This is a genomic window from Herbaspirillum sp. RV1423 (assembly GCF_000577615.1).
Classification (GTDB): Bacteria; Pseudomonadota; Gammaproteobacteria; order Burkholderiales; family Burkholderiaceae_D; genus Herbaspirillum.
Genome location: NZ_CBXX010000006.1, coordinates 134,358 through 155,324, shown reverse-complemented (window position 1 = coordinate 155,324; position 20,967 = coordinate 134,358). Strand labels below are relative to the sequence as shown.

The 20,967-nt window shown below is 59.0% G+C and carries 24 protein-coding genes; 12 read left to right on the top strand and 12 right to left on the bottom strand.

What is annotated here, in order from left to right:
* Window positions 1–84 precede the first annotated feature (84 nt).
* From RV1423_RS08790 to RV1423_RS08770, 5 genes are all read left to right on the top strand, one after another.
* The gene (locus RV1423_RS08790; protein ID WP_034295696.1) at window positions 85–609 is read left to right on the top strand and encodes a cytochrome b; all 525 of its coding nucleotides are present in this window, start codon (window positions 85–87) and stop codon (window positions 607–609) included.
* A gap of 80 nt (window positions 610–689) precedes the next feature.
* Window positions 690–1,214, top strand: a complete 525-nt coding sequence (locus RV1423_RS08785; RefSeq protein WP_231502125.1) for a YceI family protein — start codon at window positions 690–692, stop codon at window positions 1,212–1,214.
* Window positions 1,215–1,266: 52 nt separating this feature from the next.
* A complete protein-coding gene (locus RV1423_RS08780; RefSeq protein WP_034295486.1) occupies window positions 1,267–1,842 on the top strand; it encodes a YceI family protein in 576 nt (191 codons plus the stop codon).
* A gap of 212 nt (window positions 1,843–2,054) precedes the next feature.
* The gene (gene pdxH / locus RV1423_RS08775) at window positions 2,055–2,690 is read left to right on the top strand and encodes a pyridoxamine 5'-phosphate oxidase (RefSeq protein WP_034295484.1); all 636 of its coding nucleotides are present in this window, start codon (window positions 2,055–2,057) and stop codon (window positions 2,688–2,690) included.
* Between the two features lie 52 nt (window positions 2,691–2,742).
* Window positions 2,743–3,954, top strand: coding sequence for a cyclopropane-fatty-acyl-phospholipid synthase family protein (locus RV1423_RS08770; RefSeq protein ID WP_034295482.1), 1,212 nt, complete (start codon window positions 2,743–2,745; stop codon window positions 3,952–3,954).
* Between the two features lie 26 nt (window positions 3,955–3,980).
* On the opposite strand, the gene msrA is transcribed toward RV1423_RS08770, so the two are convergent.
* Window positions 3,981–4,520 carry a peptide-methionine (S)-S-oxide reductase MsrA gene (gene msrA, locus RV1423_RS08765; RefSeq protein WP_034295694.1) on the bottom strand — a complete coding sequence of 180 codons (540 nt, stop codon included), beginning with the start codon at window positions 4,518–4,520 and terminating at the stop codon, window positions 3,981–3,983.
* A 323-nt stretch (window positions 4,521–4,843) separates the two neighbouring features.
* Between msrA and RV1423_RS08760 the strand changes: the two genes are divergently transcribed.
* Entirely contained in the window at window positions 4,844–5,347 is a 504-nt protein-coding gene (locus tag RV1423_RS08760) for a flavin reductase family protein (RefSeq protein ID WP_034295480.1), read from the top strand.
* Window positions 5,348–5,409: 62 nt separating this feature from the next.
* Here the strand turns inward: RV1423_RS08760 and RV1423_RS08755 are convergent, their stop codons facing one another.
* The 10 genes from RV1423_RS08755 to RV1423_RS08710 all read right to left on the bottom strand — a co-directional run bounded on the left by RV1423_RS08755 (window position 5,410) and on the right by RV1423_RS08710 (window position 15,208).
* Complete coding sequence (locus RV1423_RS08755) at window positions 5,410–6,147, bottom strand: OmpW family protein (RefSeq protein ID WP_034295478.1); 738 nt, start codon at window positions 6,145–6,147, stop codon at window positions 5,410–5,412.
* A gap of 281 nt (window positions 6,148–6,428) precedes the next feature.
* Window positions 6,429–7,445: an L-threonylcarbamoyladenylate synthase gene (locus RV1423_RS08750; RefSeq protein WP_034295476.1), complete on the bottom strand. Its 1,017-nt coding sequence runs from the start codon at window positions 7,443–7,445 to the stop codon at window positions 6,429–6,431.
* 14 nt (window positions 7,446–7,459) lie between these two features.
* On the bottom strand, window positions 7,460–8,677 hold the full coding sequence (locus RV1423_RS08745) for a 5-(carboxyamino)imidazole ribonucleotide synthase (protein ID WP_034295474.1): 1,218 nt from the start codon (window positions 8,675–8,677) through the stop codon (window positions 7,460–7,462).
* A complete protein-coding gene (gene purE, locus RV1423_RS08740; protein ID WP_034295472.1) occupies window positions 8,674–9,177 on the bottom strand; it encodes a 5-(carboxyamino)imidazole ribonucleotide mutase in 504 nt (167 codons plus the stop codon). The genes RV1423_RS08745 and purE overlap by 4 nt, the downstream gene beginning before the upstream one ends.
* Before the next feature lies 1 nt (window position 9,178).
* Window positions 9,179–10,075, bottom strand: coding sequence for a phosphoribosylaminoimidazolesuccinocarboxamide synthase (locus RV1423_RS08735; RefSeq protein WP_034295471.1), 897 nt, complete (start codon window positions 10,073–10,075; stop codon window positions 9,179–9,181).
* Between the two features lie 130 nt (window positions 10,076–10,205).
* Window positions 10,206–11,270: a class II fructose-bisphosphate aldolase gene (gene fba / locus RV1423_RS08730; RefSeq protein ID WP_081768755.1), complete on the bottom strand. Its 1,065-nt coding sequence runs from the start codon at window positions 11,268–11,270 to the stop codon at window positions 10,206–10,208.
* Between the two features lie 26 nt (window positions 11,271–11,296).
* Entirely contained in the window at window positions 11,297–12,730 is a 1,434-nt protein-coding gene (gene pyk / locus RV1423_RS08725; protein WP_034295468.1) for a pyruvate kinase, read from the bottom strand.
* A 49-nt stretch (window positions 12,731–12,779) separates the two neighbouring features.
* Window positions 12,780–13,970: a phosphoglycerate kinase gene (locus tag RV1423_RS08720; protein ID WP_034295466.1), complete on the bottom strand. Its 1,191-nt coding sequence runs from the start codon at window positions 13,968–13,970 to the stop codon at window positions 12,780–12,782.
* A gap of 150 nt (window positions 13,971–14,120) precedes the next feature.
* Complete coding sequence (locus RV1423_RS08715; RefSeq protein ID WP_034295464.1) at window positions 14,121–14,444, bottom strand: AzlD domain-containing protein; 324 nt, start codon at window positions 14,442–14,444, stop codon at window positions 14,121–14,123.
* Window positions 14,441–15,208 carry an AzlC family ABC transporter permease gene (locus RV1423_RS08710; RefSeq protein ID WP_034295462.1) on the bottom strand — a complete coding sequence of 256 codons (768 nt, stop codon included), beginning with the start codon at window positions 15,206–15,208 and terminating at the stop codon, window positions 14,441–14,443. The genes RV1423_RS08715 and RV1423_RS08710 overlap by 4 nt, the downstream gene beginning before the upstream one ends.
* Window positions 15,209–15,347: 139 nt before the next feature.
* Between RV1423_RS08710 and RV1423_RS08705 the strand changes: the two genes are divergently transcribed.
* From RV1423_RS08705 to RV1423_RS08685, 5 genes are all read left to right on the top strand, one after another.
* Window positions 15,348–16,268 carry a branched-chain amino acid transaminase gene (locus tag RV1423_RS08705; protein ID WP_034295460.1) on the top strand — a complete coding sequence of 307 codons (921 nt, stop codon included), beginning with the start codon at window positions 15,348–15,350 and terminating at the stop codon, window positions 16,266–16,268.
* Between the two features lie 22 nt (window positions 16,269–16,290).
* The gene (locus RV1423_RS08700) at window positions 16,291–16,488 is read left to right on the top strand and encodes a zinc-finger domain-containing protein (RefSeq protein ID WP_034295459.1); all 198 of its coding nucleotides are present in this window, start codon (window positions 16,291–16,293) and stop codon (window positions 16,486–16,488) included.
* A 96-nt stretch (window positions 16,489–16,584) separates the two neighbouring features.
* Window positions 16,585–17,016, top strand: a complete 432-nt coding sequence (locus RV1423_RS08695; protein WP_034295457.1) for a nuclear transport factor 2 family protein — start codon at window positions 16,585–16,587, stop codon at window positions 17,014–17,016.
* A gap of 64 nt (window positions 17,017–17,080) precedes the next feature.
* Window positions 17,081–18,040: a YheT family hydrolase gene (locus RV1423_RS08690; protein ID WP_034295455.1), complete on the top strand. Its 960-nt coding sequence runs from the start codon at window positions 17,081–17,083 to the stop codon at window positions 18,038–18,040.
* The gene (locus RV1423_RS08685) at window positions 18,033–18,635 is read left to right on the top strand and encodes a DUF2946 family protein (protein WP_034295453.1); all 603 of its coding nucleotides are present in this window, start codon (window positions 18,033–18,035) and stop codon (window positions 18,633–18,635) included. The genes RV1423_RS08690 and RV1423_RS08685 overlap by 8 nt, the downstream gene beginning before the upstream one ends.
* Before the next feature lie 83 nt (window positions 18,636–18,718).
* Here the strand turns inward: RV1423_RS08685 and RV1423_RS08680 are convergent, their stop codons facing one another.
* Window positions 18,719–20,278 (bottom strand): M48 family metalloprotease, encoded by a 1,560-nt coding sequence (locus RV1423_RS08680; RefSeq protein WP_034295452.1) that lies wholly within the window; start codon window positions 20,276–20,278, stop codon window positions 18,719–18,721.
* A gap of 88 nt (window positions 20,279–20,366) precedes the next feature.
* On the opposite strand from RV1423_RS08680, the gene moaC reads away from it, so the two are divergent.
* On the top strand, window positions 20,367–20,882 hold the full coding sequence (gene moaC, locus RV1423_RS08675) for a cyclic pyranopterin monophosphate synthase MoaC (protein WP_034295451.1): 516 nt from the start codon (window positions 20,367–20,369) through the stop codon (window positions 20,880–20,882).
* The last annotated feature ends 85 nt before the right edge of the window (window positions 20,883–20,967 follow it).

The following is a 20,967-nucleotide window of genomic DNA, read 5'->3' as shown; positions in this document are numbered from 1 at the left end:
CGAATGAAGGAAAACTGCTCAATCCCCCTTGTGAACTCAGAAAAAATCAGCCGCGCCGTCCAATTCCCAGCATACGCAACCGCCATGCAACGCTACACCAAACCCGCCATTCTGATGCACTGGTTAATTGCTCTGCTGATCATCGCGGCATTTTCCCTCGGCCTGACCATGGTCGACATTCCCGGTCTGACGCCCACCAAGCTCAAGTATTTTTCCTGGCACAAATGGCTGGGCGTCACCGTCTTCGGACTGGCTTGCCTGCGCCTGCTGTGGCGCCTGACGCACGCGGCACCCGCCTACCCGACGCAAATGCCGCAGTGGCAACGGAACGCCGCGCATGCTTTGCATTTCCTGCTCTATGTCCTGATTTTTGCAATTCCGATTTCTGGATATTTCTATAGCCTGGCGGCAGGCGTGCCGATCGTATATCTGGGCCTGTTCCCACTGCCGGTTTTCATCGGGCCCAACCCCGAACTCAAACCTTTACTCAAACTTGCGCACTACTGGCTGAACATGGTCTTGCTGGCCGCGTTCTGCCTGCACGTACTAGCCGCGCTGAAGCATCAGTTCATCGATCGCGACGGCGTGTTCAGGCGCATTCTCCCCTGATCTCTTTTTCCAAGGAAAAACCTATGATCCTGCGTTCCACATTGGTCAGCGCTGTCGTCGGCAGCATTGCCGTCCTCAGTATGGTCTCGACTGCCGTCGCTGCCCCGCTCAAGGCTGATGCCGCGAAGAGCACCGTCAGCGCCGTATTCAAGCAGTTAAATGTTCCGGTCGAAGCCAAGTTCAAGAAATTCACCGCGCAGATCGACTTCGACAGCGCCAAGCCGGCAACAGCCAAAGCCAGCGTCGACATCGACATTTCCAGCTTCGACCTGGGCGAAGCCGAATACAACAAGGAAGTGTTGAAGAAGGAATGGTTCAATGCGGCCCAATTCCCCAAAGCCACGTTCGTCGCCAGTTCGATCAAGGCTGCCGCAGGCGCTCCGGCCGGCACCAGATATGACGTTGCCGGTAAACTGACGATCAAGGGCAAGACCGCCGACGTCCAGTTCCCTCTGGCGGTCAAGAAAGACGGCACCGGCCAGACCTTCGACGGTACCTTGCCCATCAAGCGCCTGGCGTTCAACGTCGGCGAAGGCGAATGGAAAGATACCGGTATGGTCGCCGACGAAGTCACGATCAAATTCCATGTCGTCACCGCACCATAGTCCCTGAGAACCATCCCGTTTCAACACCAACAGATCATTGCAAAGGACTCCCATGAAATTGAAATTCGCCCTGATTTCCTTGCTGGCCGCCGGCGCGGCTTCAACTTCGGCCCTCGCTGCCGATACCTACACCATCGACCCGAACCACACCTACCCGAGTTTTGAAGCCGACCACATGGGCATTTCGGTCTGGCGCGGCAAGTTCACCAAGACCACCGGCGCCGTCACACTGGACCGCGTCGCCAAGACTGGCACCGTCGACATCACCATCGATGCGTCATCGATCGACTTCGGCAACGCCAAACTGAACGGTCACGTCAAAGGCGCGGAAGTCTTTGACGTGCAGAAATTCCCGACTGCCACCTACAAAGGCTCCTCCATCAAGTTCGACGGCGATAAGCCTGTAGCCGTCGACGGCCAACTGACCCTGCATGGCGTAACCAAGCCGGTGCAATTGAAGATCAACAAATTCACTTGCATCCAACATCCGATGCTCAAGCGTGAAGTCTGCGGCGCCGATGCCTCCGCGACCTTCAACCGCGCCGACTTCGGCATTAACTATGCCGTTCCTCCTTTTGCCCCGGAAGTGCGACTGGCCATCCAGGTCGAAGCGATCAAGACCAACTGATCTCCCGGCAGCGCGTAAAAAGGCCGATGCATGTCATGTGCATTGGCCTTTTTTTGTTCTATGTCATTTGCGATGCAAATATTCTGCCGCATAATGACTCGCGTTGAAGGCAAGTTCCGGTCGGCAAGGCCAAGGCCATGCCGATGCTGCCTTTATGCAAATTTTGTGAAAACGCGCTACCCTAGCGCAGTTCCGGTTAAGGATAATGCAACATGTCGATAGCAGATCTTCGCAAGGATTACAGCCGCGCCAGCTTGTCTGAACTGGAGGTCGCCTCCGATCCCATCGTCCAGTTTTCAACCTGGCTTGATGAAGCGATCAAAGCGGAGATTCCCGAACCCACTGCCATGAGCGTCGCCACCGTCGGCGCCAACGGCAAGCCGTCGTCGCGCATCGTACTGCTCAAGCAGGTCGATACAGATGGCTTCGCCTGGTTCACCAACTATCGCAGCCGCAAAGGGCTGGAAATCCAGCAACATCCATATGTGGCGCTCTTGTTCCACTGGGTGGAACTGGAGCGGCAAGTGCGCATCGAAGGAAAGATCGAGCAAGTGACCGCCGCCGAAAGCGATGCCTATTTTTCCAGCCGCCCGCTGAATAGCCAACTGGGTGCGATTGCTTCCACCCAAAGCGAACCGGTTGACAAACGCGAAACGCTCGAAATACAGTTCGCCGCTGCGGAACAAAAATATGGCGCTCATCCGATTCGCCCATCGCATTGGGGCGGTTATCGCGTTATACCGGAGAGAATAGAATTTTGGCAAGGCCGCCCATCGCGCCTGCATGACCGCGTCGTTTATGCACGCGCAGCAGACGGCTCCTGGAGTCGGCAGCGCCTGCAGCCCTAGATCGCCTACGGGGCTGCGCGACAGCATCGTTACTCGAACGGAGGAAAGCATCGTGTTCTGGGAAAAGAAGCTAGCAGCTTGGGTAGAGGAAGTCCGCCGCGCAACCGCACTGCCGTTGCGCCTGGAATTATGGAACGGGAGCCGGTTTGACTTCAGCGACAGCGCACCGCAAGTCACCTTGCGCGTGCCGCATGTGTCAGCGTTGCCCTATCTGTTCCAACCCTCGCTCTCCAGCCTCGGCGAAGCTTATGTGGAAGGCAAGATCGATGTCGATGGTCCGGTCTCCAGCATCATCAACGTCGCCAACACGCTCGCCGCCAAAACCCTGAAAGCGGAAGGCAAGTTCGCCCGCATCGTACGCACGGCACGCCATAGCAAGGAGCGGGATGCCGAAGCCATTCGTTATCATTACGATGTCTCAAATGAGTTCTACAAGCTGTTCCTCGATGAAAACATGGTCTATTCCTGCGCCTATTTCGAAAATGGCGATGAAGACCTGGCAACGGCCCAGATCAAGAAGATCGATCACATCCTCACTAAAATCAAGGTACGTCCCGGCGACAAATTGCTCGACATCGGCTGCGGCTGGGGTGCGCTGGTATTGCGCGCGGCGCAGAAATTCGGTGCCAATTGCGTGGGCGTGACACTCTCGGAAAACCAATATGCGCTGGCCAAAGAACGTGTCGAAAAAGCCGGCCTGAGCGATCGCATTGAAATCCGTTTGCAGGATTATCGCGACGTCACCGGCACGTTCGATCGTATTACCAGCGTCGGCATGTTCGAGCACGTGGGCCTGAAAAATCTGCCGATGTACTTTACTCGGATCAACAGCTTGCTCGCCGACGACGGTCTGGCGATGAACCACGGCATCACCACCACCGACATCGAGAACGGCGAATCACCCTACGGCGGCGGCGAGTTCGTCGACAAGTACGTCTTCCCTGCCGGCGAACTGCCGCACATCAGCTTGGTGCTGAAAACCATGCAGCAGGGCGGGCTGGAAGTGTTCGATGTGGAAAACCTGCGCCGTCATTACGCCAAGACCTGCGCCATCTGGGCCGACAATTTCGAAGCCAAGGCCCAGGAGATCAAGAAGTTGACCGACGAAAAACGCTACCGCATCTGGCGCGTCTATCTGGCCGGCAGCGCGCATGGTTTCGATAAGGACTGGATTTCACTGTATCAGGTCATCTGCGGCAAAGCCAACCGTCCGGCGGAAGTCCTGCCGCAATCGCGTCGCTACATCTACGACGCTCCGCACTAGCTTGCAACAGGCGGCCCGGCGCCGGCTTATTCTTCCTTGCTTTTTTCAGCGAAAACTTCGCGGAACTTGGCGAGCTTGGGTGCGACGACAAACGCGCAATATCCTTGGAAAGGGTGCTGCTGGAAGTAGTTTTGATGATAATCCTCAGCCTTGTAATAGGTTTCCGCAGGGCTGAGTTCCGTGACGATCGGCGCATCCCACACCAGCGCCATTTCGGCGATGATGTGCTTTGCGGTCTCGTGTTGCGCTGGAGAATCGTAATAAATCACCGACCGATACTGGGTGCCGACATCGTTGCCTTGGCGGTTCAGCGTAGTCGGATCGTGGATGGTGAAGAAAACTTCCAGAATCTCCCTGAAACTGATGGCCGATGGGTCGAAAGTCAGTTTCACCACTTCCGCATGGCCGGTGTCGCCATTGCAGACTTGTTCGTAACTCGGATTCTTGACATGGCCGCCGGTATAACCAGATTCCACATGCTGCACGCCCTTGAGCTGCTGGTACACCGCCTCCAGGCACCAAAAGCACCCGCCGCCAAGAACTGCCGTTTCTGTTGAAGTACTCACGATCACTCACTCCCACGTCCTGATTCTGATATGCAGCAGCACCGGTTTGTGTCTGCGCACTTATGTTTATACCATTGCTCCTGGACAAAAAACCAGAATTTGACCTATATCGCCAAGGTTCGCTTGACCAAGACATGTTCAAGCGTATTCCCTGATTGAAGCAATAGTTACATAAATTACGTACTTAATATTCAAATATGGTGAGTCCCTCGCGACGTTGCCGGCCTTGCCATCGCAACAAACAATGTCATGCTTCGGATTACGCCTTGGGATTTTTTGGGCATAATGTCCCATTTCTCAGAACCGCTTTCCACAGGTCTTAGATGCATTCTCGCTCTCCGCGCGCCACCACGCGCGCCTTCGACGCCGCGCATTTCCGCAAGGCATTGTCCCAATTCGCGACCGGAGTCACCGTCATCACCACGCGCCTGGCTGACGGCACTTTGCTCGGACTGACCGCGAGTTCATTCAACTCGGTATCGCTAAATCCGCCGCTGGTCTTGTGGAGCCTGTCGGATCAGGCCAGCAGCATGCCTGTTTTTTCCGGCAATTCGCATTACGTGATCAACATCCTCAGCGCCGATCAGGTGGCGTTGGCGGAGCAATTCGCAAGCAAGTCCACAGATCGTTTTGAAGGCGTCGAATACACCCTGTCGCGCACAGGGCAGCCTGTCTTGAAGGGAGTGTCAGCCTGGTTCGAGTGCCACAACCGTAGCCGCTATCCGGAAGGCGACCATGTTATTTTTGTCGGCGAGGTAGAGCACTGCGAGGTCTCGCCCCAAGCGGCACTCGTGTTCCATGATGGACGATTTGTCAGAACCACATGAGAATCGCTGCCATCAATAAAAAAAGCGCCTCGAGGGCGCTTTTTTATTGTGCGAGACAAGAATCAGAACTTGTAGCCGACCGACAGGAAACTCACGACCGGATCAATTGTGAGGCTTGTCTTGTACCGTTGCGGCCCCAAGGCTGCTGCCGGCCCGGCCGGATTGGCGGTAATATCCGCATCCGTCTTCAAAGGAATATAGGAAACAGACAAACTCAGCGACCAACGGTCATCGAAATTATAGGTTGCACCAACATTCAGCACCGGCGCCCATGACGAACTCAACGAAGCGGTGGCCGTACCACCGCTACCGAGCGAAGCGACGTTCTGGAAAGTGTTGGACAACTTCACATCCGAATACCAGACATAAGTCACACCAGCACCGACAAACGGACGGAATTTGCTGGTGGCATCGCCGAAATAGTATTTGGCGACGATGGCAGGGCTCCATTGTTTCGCGTTGCCCAGCTCACCGTATCGCGCCAGATCGCCCTGGCCCGTCAGTTTGAATTTCGGCGGAATGCCGAGATCCGTAGTCAATCCGAAGTTATCCGTAAAGAAATGGGTAAATGCGATCCCGACCGTGTCGGCGTCGCCCACCGAAGAATGGCTATTGGGAGAATAACCGGCCCCAGGTCCATTCAGTTTGGTCAGGCCTTCGCTGGAATCCTGCGGGGTGAAATGAAACCAGCCAAGGTTCACGATATTGCTGCCGGCGCTCTGTGCCATGGCTGGCGCAGCGAAAGCAGCAGCAATGGACAGCGCAGCGATTTTTGGCAAAAGGGAAAATTGTTGCTTCATGTGTCGTCTCCAAATGTGAAGGGCTGCGCCCTGTTTTATAAATTAATCCCGGCTCTCGTCCGGAACTGACAGACAGCAACGTTGTTCGTCACCTGTTCTTGTCGAATGCGCAGGGGAAAATAACCATCTCTCCTTTACACCCATCAAATAAAAAGAACGTGCGTGCTATTCTTTTGCGATACTATGCCAGCTTTAATTGGCTTTGTATAGACGTGTATTTTTTTGGCAACTGGGAATGATTTCCCGATTACACCAGTGCTAAGGAAGAATGAAAAATTACGTCAGGGCGCGAGCAGTCGAGACAGGATTCCCGTTGAATCGAACGCCGCGCGGCGCAGGCGATCATTGATGCCTTGCCATTCGGAAGTCTGCGGTAAGGCCTCCACCACAATCACGTCCGCGCCCTGATGATCCATGTCGCGCAGCGCGGCATACAAATCATGCGCATACCGATCGGAATCCGAAGGCATCGCTACGTGAGCATATACGGCCGGCGCATCGGTCGTGCGATGAATCAACGCCACCTTATATTTGTGTGCGACAAGTTGTTGCAACACACCGGCAAGTTCGTCCGCGGACACCTGCGCCACCGGCGTATGCGGCGCGTAATGCGCATCGAGCGTCCCCGAAGCGCGCGGTGCGGCAGCATCGGGAGCCGTGGGAGCCACGCCAAGCACGGCGGCAATCTGGTCCGCGCTGATCTGCCCGGGACGCAACAGTACTGCGCCATGGGTCGCCACGCGCGACAAATCGAGAATCGTCGATTCGATTCCGACTTCGCTCTGCCCGCCATCCAAAACATAATCGAGCAGACTGCCGGGTTCGCTGAATTCTTCACGCACGTGCTGAGCGGTGGTCGGACTGACATGTCCGAATTTGTTGGCTGACGGTCCGGCAACGCCGCCCTTGCCGCCCTTGAATTCACGCAGCAAGGCTTGCGCAACGGGATGGGAAGGACAGCGCACGCCGATTGAATCCTGCCCGCCTGAAGCGGCCGCAGGAACATGCGCAGCGCGTTTCAGGATCAGCGTCAACGGGCCGGGCCAGAAGGCGGCTATCAGGGCCCGCGCTTGCGGCGGCACGTCAGACGCCCAGTAAGTAATATCCGCCTCGGGGGCAACATGAACAATCACGGGGTGATTGGCCGGTCGCCCCTTGGCGGTATAAATGTCGGCAATCGCCGCGGCATTCTCGGCATCGCCGCCGAGGCCGTAAACTGTCTCGGTCGGGAACGCCACCAGCTTGCCCGCTTCGAGCTTGCGAGCCGCCAGCCGCACTGCATCCATGTCGATTGCCATCGTCGATGCAACCTTTACAGCGCGATGCCGAGAATGGCGCAGGCGGCAGCCAATTGCGCCTGTGCTTGGGACATAGTCGGCGCGACGAAAGTAATGTGCCCCATCTTGCGCGCGCGGCGGGCCTGCGCCTTGCCGTACAGATGCAAGTGCGCGCCGGGCAGCGCCAGGATCTTGTCCCAGGCCGGCTCGCGCATACTGTCGTTGCCACTGCCGCTGTCACCTTCATACCAGACGTCGCCGAGGATATTCAGCATCACCGCAGCGGAATGCTGGCACACGTCGCCCAGCGGCAAACGCGCCATTGCGCGCGCCTGTTGCTCAAACTGGCTGGTGATGCAGGCGTCGATGGTGTAGTGGCCGCTGTTGTGCGGCCGCGGCGCCATTTCGTTGACGACCAGGGATCCGTCCGTCAGTACGAAAAATTCAATGCACAGCACGCCGACATAATCGAGCTTGGCGATGATCGACAGCGCCGCATCCTGCGCCTTCTTCGCCACGCTGTGCGATACATGATCCGACGGTACGGTGGTCGTAAAGAGGATGCCGTCGCGATGCACATTCTCCGCGATCGGATACACCACCGCAGCGCCATCTGCGCCGCGCGCCACCAGTACGGAAACTTCATACGCCAGCGGCAGCATCTTCTCCAGCAGACAGGTCACGCCCTGCATCTCTGCAAATGCGGCCTTGACGTCGGCAATGCTGCGCACGCGCACCTGGCCCTTGCCATCGTACCCCATGCGTACCGTCTTCAAGATGCCCGGCAACAGATCGGCCGGTATTGCATCGATATCGGCTTCGGATGCAATCGTCCTGTGCGGCGCCGGCTGCACGCCGGATGTCGCGCTGCAATCGACGAAGAACCGTTTTTCGGCGATGCGGTCCTGCGCAATCGAGACACCCGACGCCGACGGTGCAACATAGGTCTTCTCGGCCAATGCAGCCAGACTGGCGGCGGAAACATTTTCAAATTCGGTGGTGACGGCGCTGCACAAGGAGGCCAGTTCATCCAAGCCTTGGGAATCGGTATAAGACGTGCGGATCAGGCGATCGGCAACTTGCCCGGCGGGACAATCCTCTTCCTGCTCCAGCACGGCGACCTTGAAACCCATGGCCTGCGCGGCATGGGCAAACATGCGACCGAGCTGGCCGCCGCCCATCACACCCAACCAGGTGGCCGGCGTGGTGGTGGGAATCGACACTTTGTTCAACGGGGACTGCTTCAGGCTCATAAGGGCAACTTCATATCCAGGGCGACTTGCGTCTGCTTGACGCGGAAAGCTTCCAGCTTGGCGGCCAACGCATCGTCGGTGGTGGCCAGCATGGCGATGGCCGACAAGGCCGCGTTGGCGGCGCCGGCTTCGCCGATGGCGTAAGTCGCGACCGGAATGCCCTTGGGCATTTGCACGATAGACAGCAGCGAATCTTCGCCGCGCAGATATTTGGACGGCACCGGTACACCCAGCACGGGCACGATGGTCTTGGCGGCGATCATGCCCGGCAAGTGCGCAGCGCCACCGGCGCCGGCGATGATGGCGCGCAGGCCGCGCTCGCGCGCCTTTTCCGCATAGGCGAACATCTGGTCCGGCATGCGATGGGCCGAAACCACTTGCGCCTCATGCGGAATGCCGAACTCCTTGAGGATGGCCACCGCATGCTGCATCACGTCCCAGTCGGACGACGATCCCATGACCACGCCGACCAGCGGCGCTTGCGCATTGTTCTGGCTCATGTCAGTCCTTTAGCGGGTTGCCGGTCAGTCGCTCCAGCGCTTCACGGTATTTGGCGCCGGTCTTTTCGATCACATCGGCAGGCAGCGCCGGCGCCGGCGGCGTTTTCTTCCAGCCGTCGACAGTTTCCAGATAATCGCGCACGAATTGCTTGTCGAACGATGGCGGCGAGATGCCGACCTTATAGCTGTCCGCAGGCCAGAAGCGCGACGAGTCCGCGGTCAGTACTTCGTCCATCAGATGCAGCACGCCGTTGTCGTCCAGGCCGAATTCAAACTTGGTGTCGGCGATGATGATGCCGCGCGTCGCGGCGTAGTCGGCGGCTGTCTTGTACAGCTTGATGCTGATGTCGCGCATCTTGTTGGCCAGTTCGCTGCCGATGCGCTTTTCCATTTCGGCGAAGCTGATGTTTTCGTCGTGCTCGCCCAAATCGGCTTTGGCCGCCGGCGTGAAGATCGGCTCGGCCAGCTTGGCGGCTTGTTGCAAACCTTCCGGTAACTTGATGCCGCAGATCGAACCGATCGCCTGATAATCCTTCCAGCCGGAACCGATGATGTAGCCGCGCACCACCGCCTCGACCAGGATGGGTTTGAGGCGCTTGGCGACGACGGCCCGGCCGCGCACCTGCTCGACTTCATTGGCGGCGACCACGGTCTCCGGAGCAATGCCGGTCAAATGATTCGGCACGATGTTGCCCAGCTTCTCGAACCAAAAATCCGACATCTGGTTCAACACTTTGCCCTTGCCCGGAATCGGTTCGTTCATGATGACGTCGAACGCGGACAGGCGGTCGGTTGTCACGATCAGCAATTTGTCGTCGCCGACGGCATAGTTGTCGCGCACCTTGCCGTTGCCCAGCAGAGGCAGTGAAGTGATGGAAGTTTTATAGAGGCTGGTCATGTTGATTCCGGTCGTTCTGTGGACTGTGGGAGAGCGGCGAGACTGCCGCTTATTCCGTCCACCTTTAAAGTCAAAAAACCGGGACTGCTGATGCTTAGTCCCGGTCGGTCGCTTGGTCAGCTCTTGCGCCTTATTGCACGATTTGCGAGAGCTCGCCCTTCTTGTATTTCTCTGCGATTTTTTCCAGCGGGATCGCCTTGATCTTGCCGGCCTGGCCTTCGCAGCCGAACGCCAGATAGCGCGCCTTGCACACCAGCTTGGCGGCTTCGCGCGCCGGCTTCAGGTAATCGCGCGGGTCGAACTTGGATGGATTCTCGGCCAGGTAGCGACGGATAGCGCCGGTCATCGCAAGGCGGATGTCGGTGTCGATGTTGATCTTGCGCACGCCGTGTTTGATGCCTTCCTGGATTTCTTCCACAGGCACGCCATACGTTTCCTTCATGTCGCCGCCGAACTGGCGAATTTCCGCCAGCAGTTCCTGCGGGACGGAAGACGAACCGTGCATCACCAGATGGGTGTTGGGAATGCGCGCGTGGATTTCCTTGATACGGTCGATGGCGAGGATGTCGCCAGTCGGCTTGCGCGAGAACTTGTAGGCGCCATGCGAAGTACCAATGGCGATGGCCAGCGCGTCGCATTGCGTTTGCTTGACGAAATCCGCGGCTTGCGCGACGTCGGTCAGCAATTGCTCACGCGTCATCTTGCCGTCGGCGCCGTGGCCGTCTTCCTTGTCGCCCATCATGGTTTCCAGCGAACCGAGCACGCCCAGTTCGGCTTCAACCGTGACGCCGATGGCGTGCGAGAACTCGACCACCTTGCGCGACACTTCGACGTTGTATTCGTAGCTGGCGACCGACTTGCCGTCTTCCATCAGCGAACCGTCCATCATCACCGAGGTGAAACCGGACTTGATCGCGGCCATGCAGACTGCCGGCGACTGGCCGTGGTCCTGATGCATGACGACCGGAACGTGCGGATAGGCTTCGACCGCCGCTTCGATCAAGTGACGCAGGAACGCTTCGCCGGCGTACTTGCGGGCGCCGGCGGAGGCTTGCATGATGACTGGCGCGCCGACTTCGTCTGCAGCCTGCATGATCGCTGTGACTTGTTCGAGGTTGTTGACGTTGAAAGCCGGCAAACCGTAGCCGTTTTCGGCGGCGTGGTCCAGCAATTGACGCATGGATACGAGAGGCATGATAAAACTCCAGAACGATAAAAAAATCAGTACTCGCCGACCTTGAGGATTTTCAAGGCATTGGTGCCGCCGACTTGTCCAATCGGCTCGCCCCAGGTCACGACGATCAAATCCCCCTTCTGCACGACGCCTTTCGCCAGCAGCAAGTCCTGCACGGCCTTCAACACCACTTCGGTGTCGGTTGACTGCTCCAGTTCGAAAGTGCGTACGTTGCGGAACAGCGCGGCCTTCTGGCGCGTCGCCACATTGGGGGTAATGGCAAAAATCGGGATGTCGATGTTGTGCCGGCTCATCCACAAGGCAGTGGAACCGGACTCGGTCAATGCGGCAATCGCCTTCACGCGCAAGTGATGCGCCGTGAACAGCGCACCGTAAGCGATCGACTGGTCGACGCGGGTGAACTGTAAATTCAGGAAATCGGCGTCGAGCTTGCAGTCTTCGGATTTCTCCGCCGCCAAGCAGATCGCCGACATGGCTTCGACGGTTTCCACCGGATACTTGCCGGATGCCGTTTCAGCCGAGGTCATCACGGCATCGGTGCCGTCCAGCACGGCGTTGGCGACATCGGATACTTCGGCGCGCGTCGGCACCGCGTTGACGATCATCGATTCCATCATCTGCGTCGCGGTGATGGTCAGCTTGTTGGAAGCGCGCGCCATCTTGATCATGCGTTTTTGCAGGCCGGGCACGGCGGCATTGCCGACTTCCACGGCGAGGTCGCCGCGCGCTACCATGATGCCGTCGGACGCATCAAGGATTTCCTGCAGTAACGGAATCGCTTCGGCGCGCTCGATCTTGGCAATCATCAGCGGCTTGTGGCCGTATGGTTCGGCGGCCACGTTGCCGAGCTGGCGCGCCATTTCCATGTCCGTCGCATTCTTGGGGAAAGACACAGCAACATAATCGGCCTGGAAGCTCATCGCGGTCTTGATATCATCCATGTCCTTGGCGGTCAGCGCCGGTGCCGACAACCCGCCGCCCTGACGGTTGATACCCTTGTTGTTGGACAGCTCGCCGCCGATCCTGACGACGGTATGGATCTCGTTGCCGAGCACGCGCTCGACCACCAGCACGATCAGGCCGTCGTTGAGCAACAGCACGTCGTCGCCCTTGAGGTCGCGCGGCAACGCCTTGTAGTCGAGACCGATACGCTCCTGGTTGCCCAGTTCGCAATCGGCATCGAGAATGAACTTGTCGCCGTTGTTGAGTTGGATCTTGCCATTTTCAAACTTGCCGACGCGGATCTTCGGACCTTGCAGGTCGGCCATGATGGCGACCTTGACGCCGCAAGCGTCGGCCACTTCACGCACCAGCGTCGCGCGGTCGATATGGTCCTGCGCCTTGCCGTGAGAGAAATTCAGGCGCACCACATTGACGCCGGCCTTGATCATGCGCGTCAGAGTATCCCTGTCGCTGGAAGCGGGGCCGATGGTGGCAACAATCTTGGTGGCTCTTTGCATGAAAATCTTTCTCTGACCTGGTTGAAAAGCTCGTTGTCTCGTTGTTTTTTTACTGCGCGCGCTGTATCAGGATCTCAACCGCCGGCAAGGTCTTGCCTTCCAGGAACTCCAGGAAAGCGCCACCGCCGGTGGAAATATAGCCAATCTTGTCGGTAATGCCGTACTTGGCGATGGCCGCCAGCGTATCGCCGCCGCCGGCGATCGAAAAGCCGTCGGAATCGGCGATCGCCTGCGCCAGCGCCTTGGTGCCGGCGCCGAACTGATCGAACTCGAACACGCCGACCGGACCGTTCCAGACAATCGTGCCGGCCTTGGCCAGTTGCACCGCCAGGATCGCGGCGGTCTTCGGACCGATGTCGAAAATCATGTCATCGTCCGCCACGTCCCTGGCGTCCTTGACGGTCGCCGCCGCGGTCGGCGAAAACTCTTTGCCGCACACCACGTCAACCGGGATCGGCACCGACGCGCCACGCTTGGCCATCATCTCGATGATGGCCTTGGCTTCATCGACCAGATCGGCTTCGACCAGCGACTTGCCGATCTTCAGACCGGAGGCCAGCATGAAGGTGTTGGCAATGCCGCCGCCGACGATCAGGTTGTCGACCTTGTCGGCCAATGCTTTCAGGATAGTCAATTTGCTGGAAACTTTCGAACCAGCGACGATCGCCACCAGCGGTCGCGCCGGCTGGTTCAGGGCTTTGCCCAACGCATCCAGTTCGGCTGCCAGCAACGGACCGGCGCAAGCGATGGGGGCAAATCTGGCAACGCCGTAAGTGGTCGCTTCCGCACGGTGCGCAGTGCCGAAGGCGTCGTTGACGTAGATATCGCACAATTTGGCGATCTTTTGCGCCAATTCGTCGCTATTCTTCTTTTCGCCCTTGTTCAGGCGGCAATTTTCCAGCAACACGACCTGACCCGGCGCAACGTCGACGCCATCGGTCCAGTTAGAGATCAGCTTGACTTCGACTCCCAATAATTCGGACAAGCGCCTGGCGACCGGCGCCAGCGAATCTTCCGGCTTGAATTCGCCCTCGACCGGACGCCCCAGGTGGGAGGTCACCATTACCGCCGCGCCGGCGTCGCGCGCCTGGCGAATCGCCGGCACCGAAGCGCGGATGCGCGTATCTTCGGTAATATTGCCGGCATCGTCCTGCGGCACATTCAGATCAGCGCGGATAAAGACGCGCTTGCCTTGCAGTTGGTTGGCGGAGATGAGATCGCTGAGTCGGTTGAATTTCATTTTTCGCAGAATCTAAGGTGGGGCAAAAAGGCGTTATTTTACTCTACCCGCCCTGCTCCCAGCATGGTTTTCGGAGGTAATTGCGGCTGCCGGACTTCGTTCCCGCCCGTGTCGCCGTCCCGGACGGCAACAGCCACTCAGATGCACGCGCTACAGCGTCAGCCGCAGCACGGTAAACAGTGTCATCCCGGCAACAATGGTTCCCAACAGATGCCGGGTTGCCAAAAAAAACACGGCGCCGCCGATCCCCGCCAGCAACTTGGGGTTAGCCCAGTTGATATCGACCGCGCTGCCCGACGTCACCAGGTCCGGCATGATGATCGCCGCCATGGCCGCCGCCGGCGCATAGCCGAGGGCATGCCGCAGCTTCGGCGGCAATTTGACCGCGTGTCCGAACAGGAAAAAACCGCTGCGCGTGATCAACGTCGACAGGGTCAATAACACTATAGAAACCCAAACGTCGAAGGCGTTCATTCTTTTTCCTTGTCGATAAATTTGTCCGCCAGCATGGCCGCGGCCATGCCGATCATGACTGCCAGCAGCAGGCCCAAGCGGTACGGAAGATTGATTGCCGCCACGGCAACGCCGCCGGAGACGATGACGCCGGCCAGCGCCGCGCGATTGATGATCATCGGAATCATGATGGCGATCAGCGCCAGCGTGCCGGCGAAGCCGATATTCCAGCTTTCCGGTATCTGGCTGGCCAGCAGAATGCCGACGATCGCACCGATCTGCCAGGCGAACCACCCTGGATAGCAGACCGCCTCGAAAAAGCCGATCTTGCCGGCCGGCTGATGCGCGGTATGGGCGGGAAAGCGTTGCGGGAAGAATCCCATCGAGATATCGCCGTTGAAGTAACCGTACCAGACTCGGCGATACCACGGCAGATGGGCGAAATGCGGCGCGACGGCGGCGGAAAAAATGACGAAGCGCAGATTGACGATCATGGCCGTAAGGAAAATCACGATCAGCGGCGTGTGCGCCGCCAGCAGCGGCAACACAGCGAACTGGGCGGAACCGGCATAGACCGTCAGCGTCATTCCCAGCGATTGCCAGAGGGTCATGCCGGATTTCACCATCGCCATCCCGGAAACCACGCCCCAGGCCAGCACTGCCGGAATGGTCGAGGCGCTGGCGCGCCATCCTTCCTGAAAGGCATCCTTTTCGATGCGTCGCGCCCGGGTTGCCGCATCCTCGGCAGGAGCGGCGGTTTGCGCGGGGTTCGTCTCCTTCGTCATTGCCTTTATCCGTTTTTATCTTGCTGCGCGGCATTTTTACGCAGTCCGGACATTTTACAGATGAAACTTTTTGCGCGCTTGTTCCGTTAAAATGTGGACTTTGCTTATTCCACCTTGTATTTGATCGGAGACTTTCACCATGTCCATGGCTGACCGCGACGGAAAAATCTGGAAAGACGGCGCATTGATCGATTGGCGCGACGCCACCATCCACGTACTGACCCACACGCTGCATTACGGCATGGGCGTATTCGAAGGCGTGCGCGCTTACAAGACACCGCAGGGCACGGCGATTTTCCGTCTGAAGGAGCATACCCAGCGCCTGTTCAATTCGGCCAAGATTTTCCAGATGGAAGTGCCGTTCGACCAGGCCACTATCCTGGAAGCGCAGCGCCAGGTCGTGCGTGAAAACAAGCTCGACTCCTGCTACATCCGTCCGCTGATCTGGATCGGTTCCGAGAAGCTCGGCGTCTCCGCCAAGGGCAACAAGATCCACGTCGCCATCGCTGCCTGGCCTTGGGGCGCCTATCTCGGCGAAGACGGCATCACCAAGGGCATCCGCGTCAAGACCTCGTCGTTCAGCCGCCATCACGTCAACGTGTCGCTGGTGCGCGCCAAGGCGTCGGGCTACTACATCAATTCCATCCTGGCCAACCAGGAAGCGCTGGCCGACGGCTACGACGAAGCCCTGCTGCTGGACACAGACGGCTATGTGTCGGAAGGCTCCGGCGAAAACGTCTTCATCGTCAAGAACGGCAAACTCTATACTCCCGACCTTGCCTCCTGCCTCGACGGCATCACGCGCGACGCCGTGCTGACCATGGCGCGCGACCTGGGCATCGAGGTCATCGAAAAACGCATCACGCGCGACGAAATGTATTGCTGCGACGAAGCCTTCTTCACCGGCACCGCAGCAGAAATCACGCCGATCCGCGAACTCGACAACCGCACCATCGGCAACGGCGCGCGCGGACCGATCACCGAAAAACTGCAAACCTTGTTCTTCGACGTCGTGTCGGGCAAGGCCCCTCAATATCAGCATTGGCTGACACTGGTCTAATACAATCGCAACGGAGAAAATCATGAGCCAAGTTACACAAACCCAACCAGTACTGCTCGACGGCAAAGACCTTCCAGCCCATTGTCCCAACCCCAATATGCCGCAGTGGTCGTCGCACCCGCGCGTGTTCCTGGAACTGGATGACCACGGCGCCGCCAAGTGCCCCTATTGCGGCACCCAGTACCAATTGAAACCGGGCGCCGTGGTCAAGGCGCACTAACCAACTACCCAGCGATCACTGCACGCCGAAGCAACGCCAATGAAGAGGGCCGCAAGAAATGACCGGCCCTCTTTGCTTTTCCCCTCAGGAGAAAACATGTCGCGCGCCAAACTGATACAAGGTTCACCCGATGAAATCGAAGCGGCATATTACGATGCGCTCGCCAGGGCAGATCTGGAAGCATTGATGGCGCTGTGGGCCGACGATGAGGAGATCGTCTGCATCCATCCCGGGGCGCCGCGCCTGGTCGGCCACGCGGCAATCCGCAGCACCTGGGAAGACATCCTGGCACGCGGCGGACTGCATATCCAGCCGCGTCAATTGCATGCGGCGCACAGCATCACGACCGCGGTACACAGTGTGATTGAAGAGATCCGCCACCCCGACAACGCCCAGCCGGATGTGCACGTCATCGCCACCAACATCTACATGAAGACCGTCCAAGGCTGGCGCATCGTCGTACACCATGCTTCCGTCGCCCCCGGACCGGCGCCGTCGGAACCGATCGCCGAGACCATGCTGCATTGATGTACGCCTCCCGTGCTACAGTGAAAAGCCGTTGTGGCACGCTTATCGAAATTCGCACAAGCCGATGCACTATTCCGCCCCCCGCTGGCTTCCCGGCGGCAACCTGCAAACAATTTACCCCTCCGCCTTCATCGCCAGACCGCAGGTGCGTTTCCGACGCGAGCGCTGGAATACGCCCGACGACGACTTCATCGATGTCGACTTCGTCGACGGCCAGCCAGGCCGGCCGCTGGTGGTGCTGTTTCACGGACTCGAAGGTTCTTCCGACAGCCACTATTGTCGCTCGCTCATGGCGGCGGTCGCCGCGCGCGGCTGGTCGGGCGCGGTGCCGCATTTCCGCGGATGCTCAGGTGAAATCAATCTGGCGCCGCGCTTCTATCATTCCGGCGACAGTGCCGAACTCGACTGGATTCTGCGCCGCCTGATCACGCACCGCACCGCCCTCGGTGCGGGCAAGTTCTACGCTGCCGGCGTCTCGCTGGGCGCCAATGCCTTGCTGCGCTGGCTCGGCGAATCGCAGCATCAGGCGGAATTCGTCGACGCCGCCTGCTCGGTCTCGGCACCGCTCGACCTGGCCGCTGGCGGCGCGGCGTTGGCGCGCGGCTTCAACCGGATTTATTCGCACGTATTCCTGCGCACCATGCGTCCCAAGTGCCTGATCAAGCTCGAACAGTTTCCCGGTCTGTTCAGCCGCGATGCGCTGCTGCAGGCGCGCGACCTCCACACCTTCGACAATATCGTCACCGCACCGCTGCACGGCTACCGCAACACCGACGATTATTGGGACCGCGCCAGCGCCAAACACATCCTGCACGACATCACCGTGCCGACACTGGTGCTCAATGCGCAAAACGATCCCTTCCTGCCGGCACGCTACCTGCCGCAAAGCGCGGCAACCTGCGTCAAACTGGAATACCCTGAAGAAGGCGGCCATGTCGGCTTTGCCACCGGCGCGCCGCCCGGCGACCTCGGCTGGCTGCCGCAGCGCCTGCTGCATTTTTTGGAAGGGACAGGCAATGGATGACGTCGTCAGGCAAGCCATGGCCAAATGGCCGAACGTGCCGCATTGCTTCGGCTGGCTGATGCTCGACGCGCGTGGCGGCTGGCGCATGCGCGACGAACGCGCCCAGCATCTGGATCTGCCCGGCGACAAGATCGACCATCCGGCGCTGCTTGGTTTCATCAATCGCAATTACACCCATGACGCGCAAGGCCGCTGGTATTTCCAGAACGGTCCGCAGCGCGTCTACGTCGACCTGGAATTGACACCCTATGTCATACGCACCGATCCGTCGGCCGGCTTTGTTTTGCAAACCGGCGAGTCGCTTGCCGCACCAACGAACGCCTGGCTGACGACAGAAGGCAGATTGCTGCTGCAAGCGGGAGATGTGGTCGCGACACTCGACGACAGGGATGTCGCAGCGGTGCTGGCGACGCTGACCAGCGGCGGCGCAACGGCCAGCGATGAGATGATCATGGATTGGCTGGAAAAAGAAGATTCGGCCGAGTTGAACCTGCCGTGCGCCGGCCGGAACCTGCCGCTGCAACATATCGACGCCGGCAAGCTTGCCGCACAATTCGGCTTCGTCACCCGGCCGCGCGCCGAGGCGCCGGACTGACGCCCCAAAAATTCTGAGCCGGCAACAAAACGCCGATGGCAAGGAGAGATGCAACGGAGCCAGCGGCGTTTTGCTGGCGGCTCTTAGCTGCGGCCCTTGCTGTCGGCCATTTCATCCTTCCACTGCTCTTTCAGTTCACGCTCGCGCGCGTCGATCATGGCCTGATCGTAGAAGGTGGCATCCGGCGCCTTGCGCGCGATTCCCAACTGTTCCAGTGCCGCCGGCAAACTGCCCGACAACACATAGGATTCGGCCAGCGCCATGTGCTGCAAGGCTTGCTTTCCTTGGCCGGCATAGGCCTTGGCGAGCAGATCCTGGACGGCGACCTCGTGCCGGTACAGTTGCGCCTGGTCGCGCAAGTAAGCCACGGCCTGGTCGTAACGCTGGCTCTCGATCAAGGCATCGGCATACTGGTGCGCCGCCACACGTGACAAGGGAAATTGCTTGCGCGTCGCATCGGCCAACTGGAGCGCCTGGGCGCCCTGTTTTTTGGCGATCTTGATGTCGATCTCGAGATTGGCGAACAGAATGCTCGGCACCATCGGCTGCGATGCCGCGCGCGCTTCCTGCAACAGGCTTTCCGCCTTGTCATAGGAGCGCTGCAGATAGGCGGCATAGGCGAGTCCGTACTTGGACACCATGATCTGCATCTTGGTGTTCTGGCGCAATTGAGATTCGAAATATACCTGGGCAGTGCGTATGCCTTGCGCCGAACTGTCCTGCAGGATCCGCACCCGCGCGCGGATCAACTGGAAGTCGGGGTTGTCGGCGCGCTGCTTGTAGCGCTGGTCGCGGATGCGCGCCTGGATGTCGGCAATGCGCTCGGTAGTCAGCGGGTGCGTCAGCAGATACGGCGGCACCGCATCGCCGAAGTTGCGCGACGCACTTTGCAGACGACCAAAAAACGCCACCATGCCCGAGGTATCGAAACCGCCGTCGCGCAGAATTTGCAGGCCAACGCGATCGGCTTCGCGCTCGGCGTCGCGGCTGAAGTTCAGTTGCCGCTGTATCGCTACGCCGGTGCCGCCCATCATAGTCGCCATGGCGGCATCGCCGCCTACCTTGGACACGCCGGCCAATGCGCCGAGCACGATGGATGCCAGTTGGATCATGGAATTCTGCTTTTGCTGGCCGATCATGCGCGCGATATGGCGTTGCGCCACGTGCCCGATTTCATGCGCCAGCACGGAAGCCAGTTCGGATTCGCTTTGCGCCGCCAGCAACAGACCGGAGTGGACCGCGATGAATCCGCCGGGCAAGGCAAAGGCGTTCAGCACCGGATCGCGCACCGCGAAGAAAAAGAAATCGTAACCAGCCTCGCCGCGCACATCGGGACGCACCGACACCAGGTTGGAACCGAAATTGTTCAGGTATTCCAGTAGAGGGCCGTCGTCAAGATAGTCTGGATCGTGGCGGATGTCGCGCATGATCTGCTCACCCAGCTTGCGTTCCATTAACGGCGACAAGCCTTCGCGTTCGGTGTCGCCCAGCGTCGGCAACGTCTGCGCTGTGCTGGCGTTCGGCGCAACGGCAAGGGGCAAGGCAGCGACCGTCAGGACAAAGGCGACGAGCAGGGAACGCAATGTGGGACGCAACAGCGAAACGGTGCTGCTTTTTCGATCAGGAAAGACAGACTGACGCATAGACTGGCATGGGTGATAGGTTGCTTGGGTTGCTTGCAATGCCTGCTATGATACTCGCAGTAATCACTGCTTCTCATATTCCGTTGCCATGACCGATTCCAAGACCCAACATTTCACTGCCGACGCCAATCAGGGACTCACCCATTTCGACCAGGGCGGCCAGGCGCACATGGTGGATGTCAGCGGCAAGCAGGAAACCCACCGCGTGGCGATCGCCAGCGGCGTCATCAGGATGAAGCCGGAAACGCTGGCAGTCATCCAGTCCGGCACGGCAAAAAAGGGCGACGTCCTCGGCATCGCGCGCGTTGCCGCCATCATGGCGTCCAAACGCACCAGCGACCTGATTCCCTTGTGCCATCCGCTGGCGCTGACGCATGTGTCGGTCGATTTCGCCATTGATCAGGAGAACTCCAGCATCAGTTGCACCGTGCGCGTCGAAACGCAGGGCAAGACCGGCGTCGAAATGGAAGCGCTCACCGCGGTGCAGGTCGGCTTGCTGACGATTTACGACATGTCCAAGGCGATCGACCGCGGTATGGTGATGACCGATATTCGCGTGCAGGAAAAGCATGGCGGCAAATCGGGGTCGTGGTCGCAGGCCTGATATCGATCAACCGCCTCAACGTCTTGGCGCGGATGTAAAAAAAGCATGCAAGTCAGCCTTGCACGCTTTTTATTTACCTTCGCAC

What these genes read in the sequence shown, in the direction of transcription:
- RV1423_RS08715 (WP_034295464.1), bottom strand. Translation starts at nt 14,444, where the DNA reads ATGAACGCCTTCGACGTTTGGGTTTCTATAGTGTTATTGACCCTGTCG.
- RV1423_RS08755 (WP_034295478.1), bottom strand. Translation starts at nt 6,147, where the DNA reads ATGAAGCAACAATTTTCCCTTTTGCCAAAAATCGCTGCGCTGTCCATT.
- RV1423_RS08705 (WP_034295460.1), top strand. Translation starts at nt 15,348, where the DNA reads ATGTCCATGGCTGACCGCGACGGAAAAATCTGGAAAGACGGCGCATTG.
- RV1423_RS08685 (WP_034295453.1), top strand. Translation starts at nt 18,033, where the DNA reads ATGGATGACGTCGTCAGGCAAGCCATGGCCAAATGGCCGAACGTGCCG.
- pyk (WP_034295468.1), bottom strand. Translation starts at nt 12,730, where the DNA reads ATGCAAAGAGCCACCAAGATTGTTGCCACCATCGGCCCCGCTTCCAGC.
- RV1423_RS08690 (WP_034295455.1), top strand. Translation starts at nt 17,081, where the DNA reads ATGCACTATTCCGCCCCCCGCTGGCTTCCCGGCGGCAACCTGCAAACA.
- RV1423_RS08680 (WP_034295452.1), bottom strand. Translation starts at nt 20,278, where the DNA reads ATGCGTCAGTCTGTCTTTCCTGATCGAAAAAGCAGCACCGTTTCGCTG.
- RV1423_RS08750 (WP_034295476.1), bottom strand. Translation starts at nt 7,445, where the DNA reads ATGGCAATCGACATGGATGCAGTGCGGCTGGCGGCTCGCAAGCTCGAA.
- RV1423_RS08695 (WP_034295457.1), top strand. Translation starts at nt 16,585, where the DNA reads ATGTCGCGCGCCAAACTGATACAAGGTTCACCCGATGAAATCGAAGCG.
- RV1423_RS08785 (WP_231502125.1), top strand. Translation starts at nt 690, where the DNA reads ATGGTCTCGACTGCCGTCGCTGCCCCGCTCAAGGCTGATGCCGCGAAG.
- RV1423_RS08735 (WP_034295471.1), bottom strand. Translation starts at nt 10,075, where the DNA reads ATGACCAGCCTCTATAAAACTTCCATCACTTCACTGCCTCTGCTGGGC.
- pdxH (WP_034295484.1), top strand. Translation starts at nt 2,055, where the DNA reads ATGTCGATAGCAGATCTTCGCAAGGATTACAGCCGCGCCAGCTTGTCT.
- RV1423_RS08790 (WP_034295696.1), top strand. Translation starts at nt 85, where the DNA reads ATGCAACGCTACACCAAACCCGCCATTCTGATGCACTGGTTAATTGCT.
- RV1423_RS08780 (WP_034295486.1), top strand. Translation starts at nt 1,267, where the DNA reads ATGAAATTGAAATTCGCCCTGATTTCCTTGCTGGCCGCCGGCGCGGCT.
- RV1423_RS08710 (WP_034295462.1), bottom strand. Translation starts at nt 15,208, where the DNA reads ATGACGAAGGAGACGAACCCCGCGCAAACCGCCGCTCCTGCCGAGGAT.
- purE (WP_034295472.1), bottom strand. Translation starts at nt 9,177, where the DNA reads ATGAGCCAGAACAATGCGCAAGCGCCGCTGGTCGGCGTGGTCATGGGA.
- RV1423_RS08720 (WP_034295466.1), bottom strand. Translation starts at nt 13,970, where the DNA reads ATGAAATTCAACCGACTCAGCGATCTCATCTCCGCCAACCAACTGCAA.
- moaC (WP_034295451.1), top strand. Translation starts at nt 20,367, where the DNA reads ATGACCGATTCCAAGACCCAACATTTCACTGCCGACGCCAATCAGGGA.
- RV1423_RS08760 (WP_034295480.1), top strand. Translation starts at nt 4,844, where the DNA reads ATGCATTCTCGCTCTCCGCGCGCCACCACGCGCGCCTTCGACGCCGCG.
- RV1423_RS08745 (WP_034295474.1), bottom strand. Translation starts at nt 8,677, where the DNA reads ATGAGCCTGAAGCAGTCCCCGTTGAACAAAGTGTCGATTCCCACCACC.
- RV1423_RS08700 (WP_034295459.1), top strand. Translation starts at nt 16,291, where the DNA reads ATGAGCCAAGTTACACAAACCCAACCAGTACTGCTCGACGGCAAAGAC.
- fba (WP_081768755.1), bottom strand. Translation starts at nt 11,270, where the DNA reads ATGCCTCTCGTATCCATGCGTCAATTGCTGGACCACGCCGCCGAAAAC.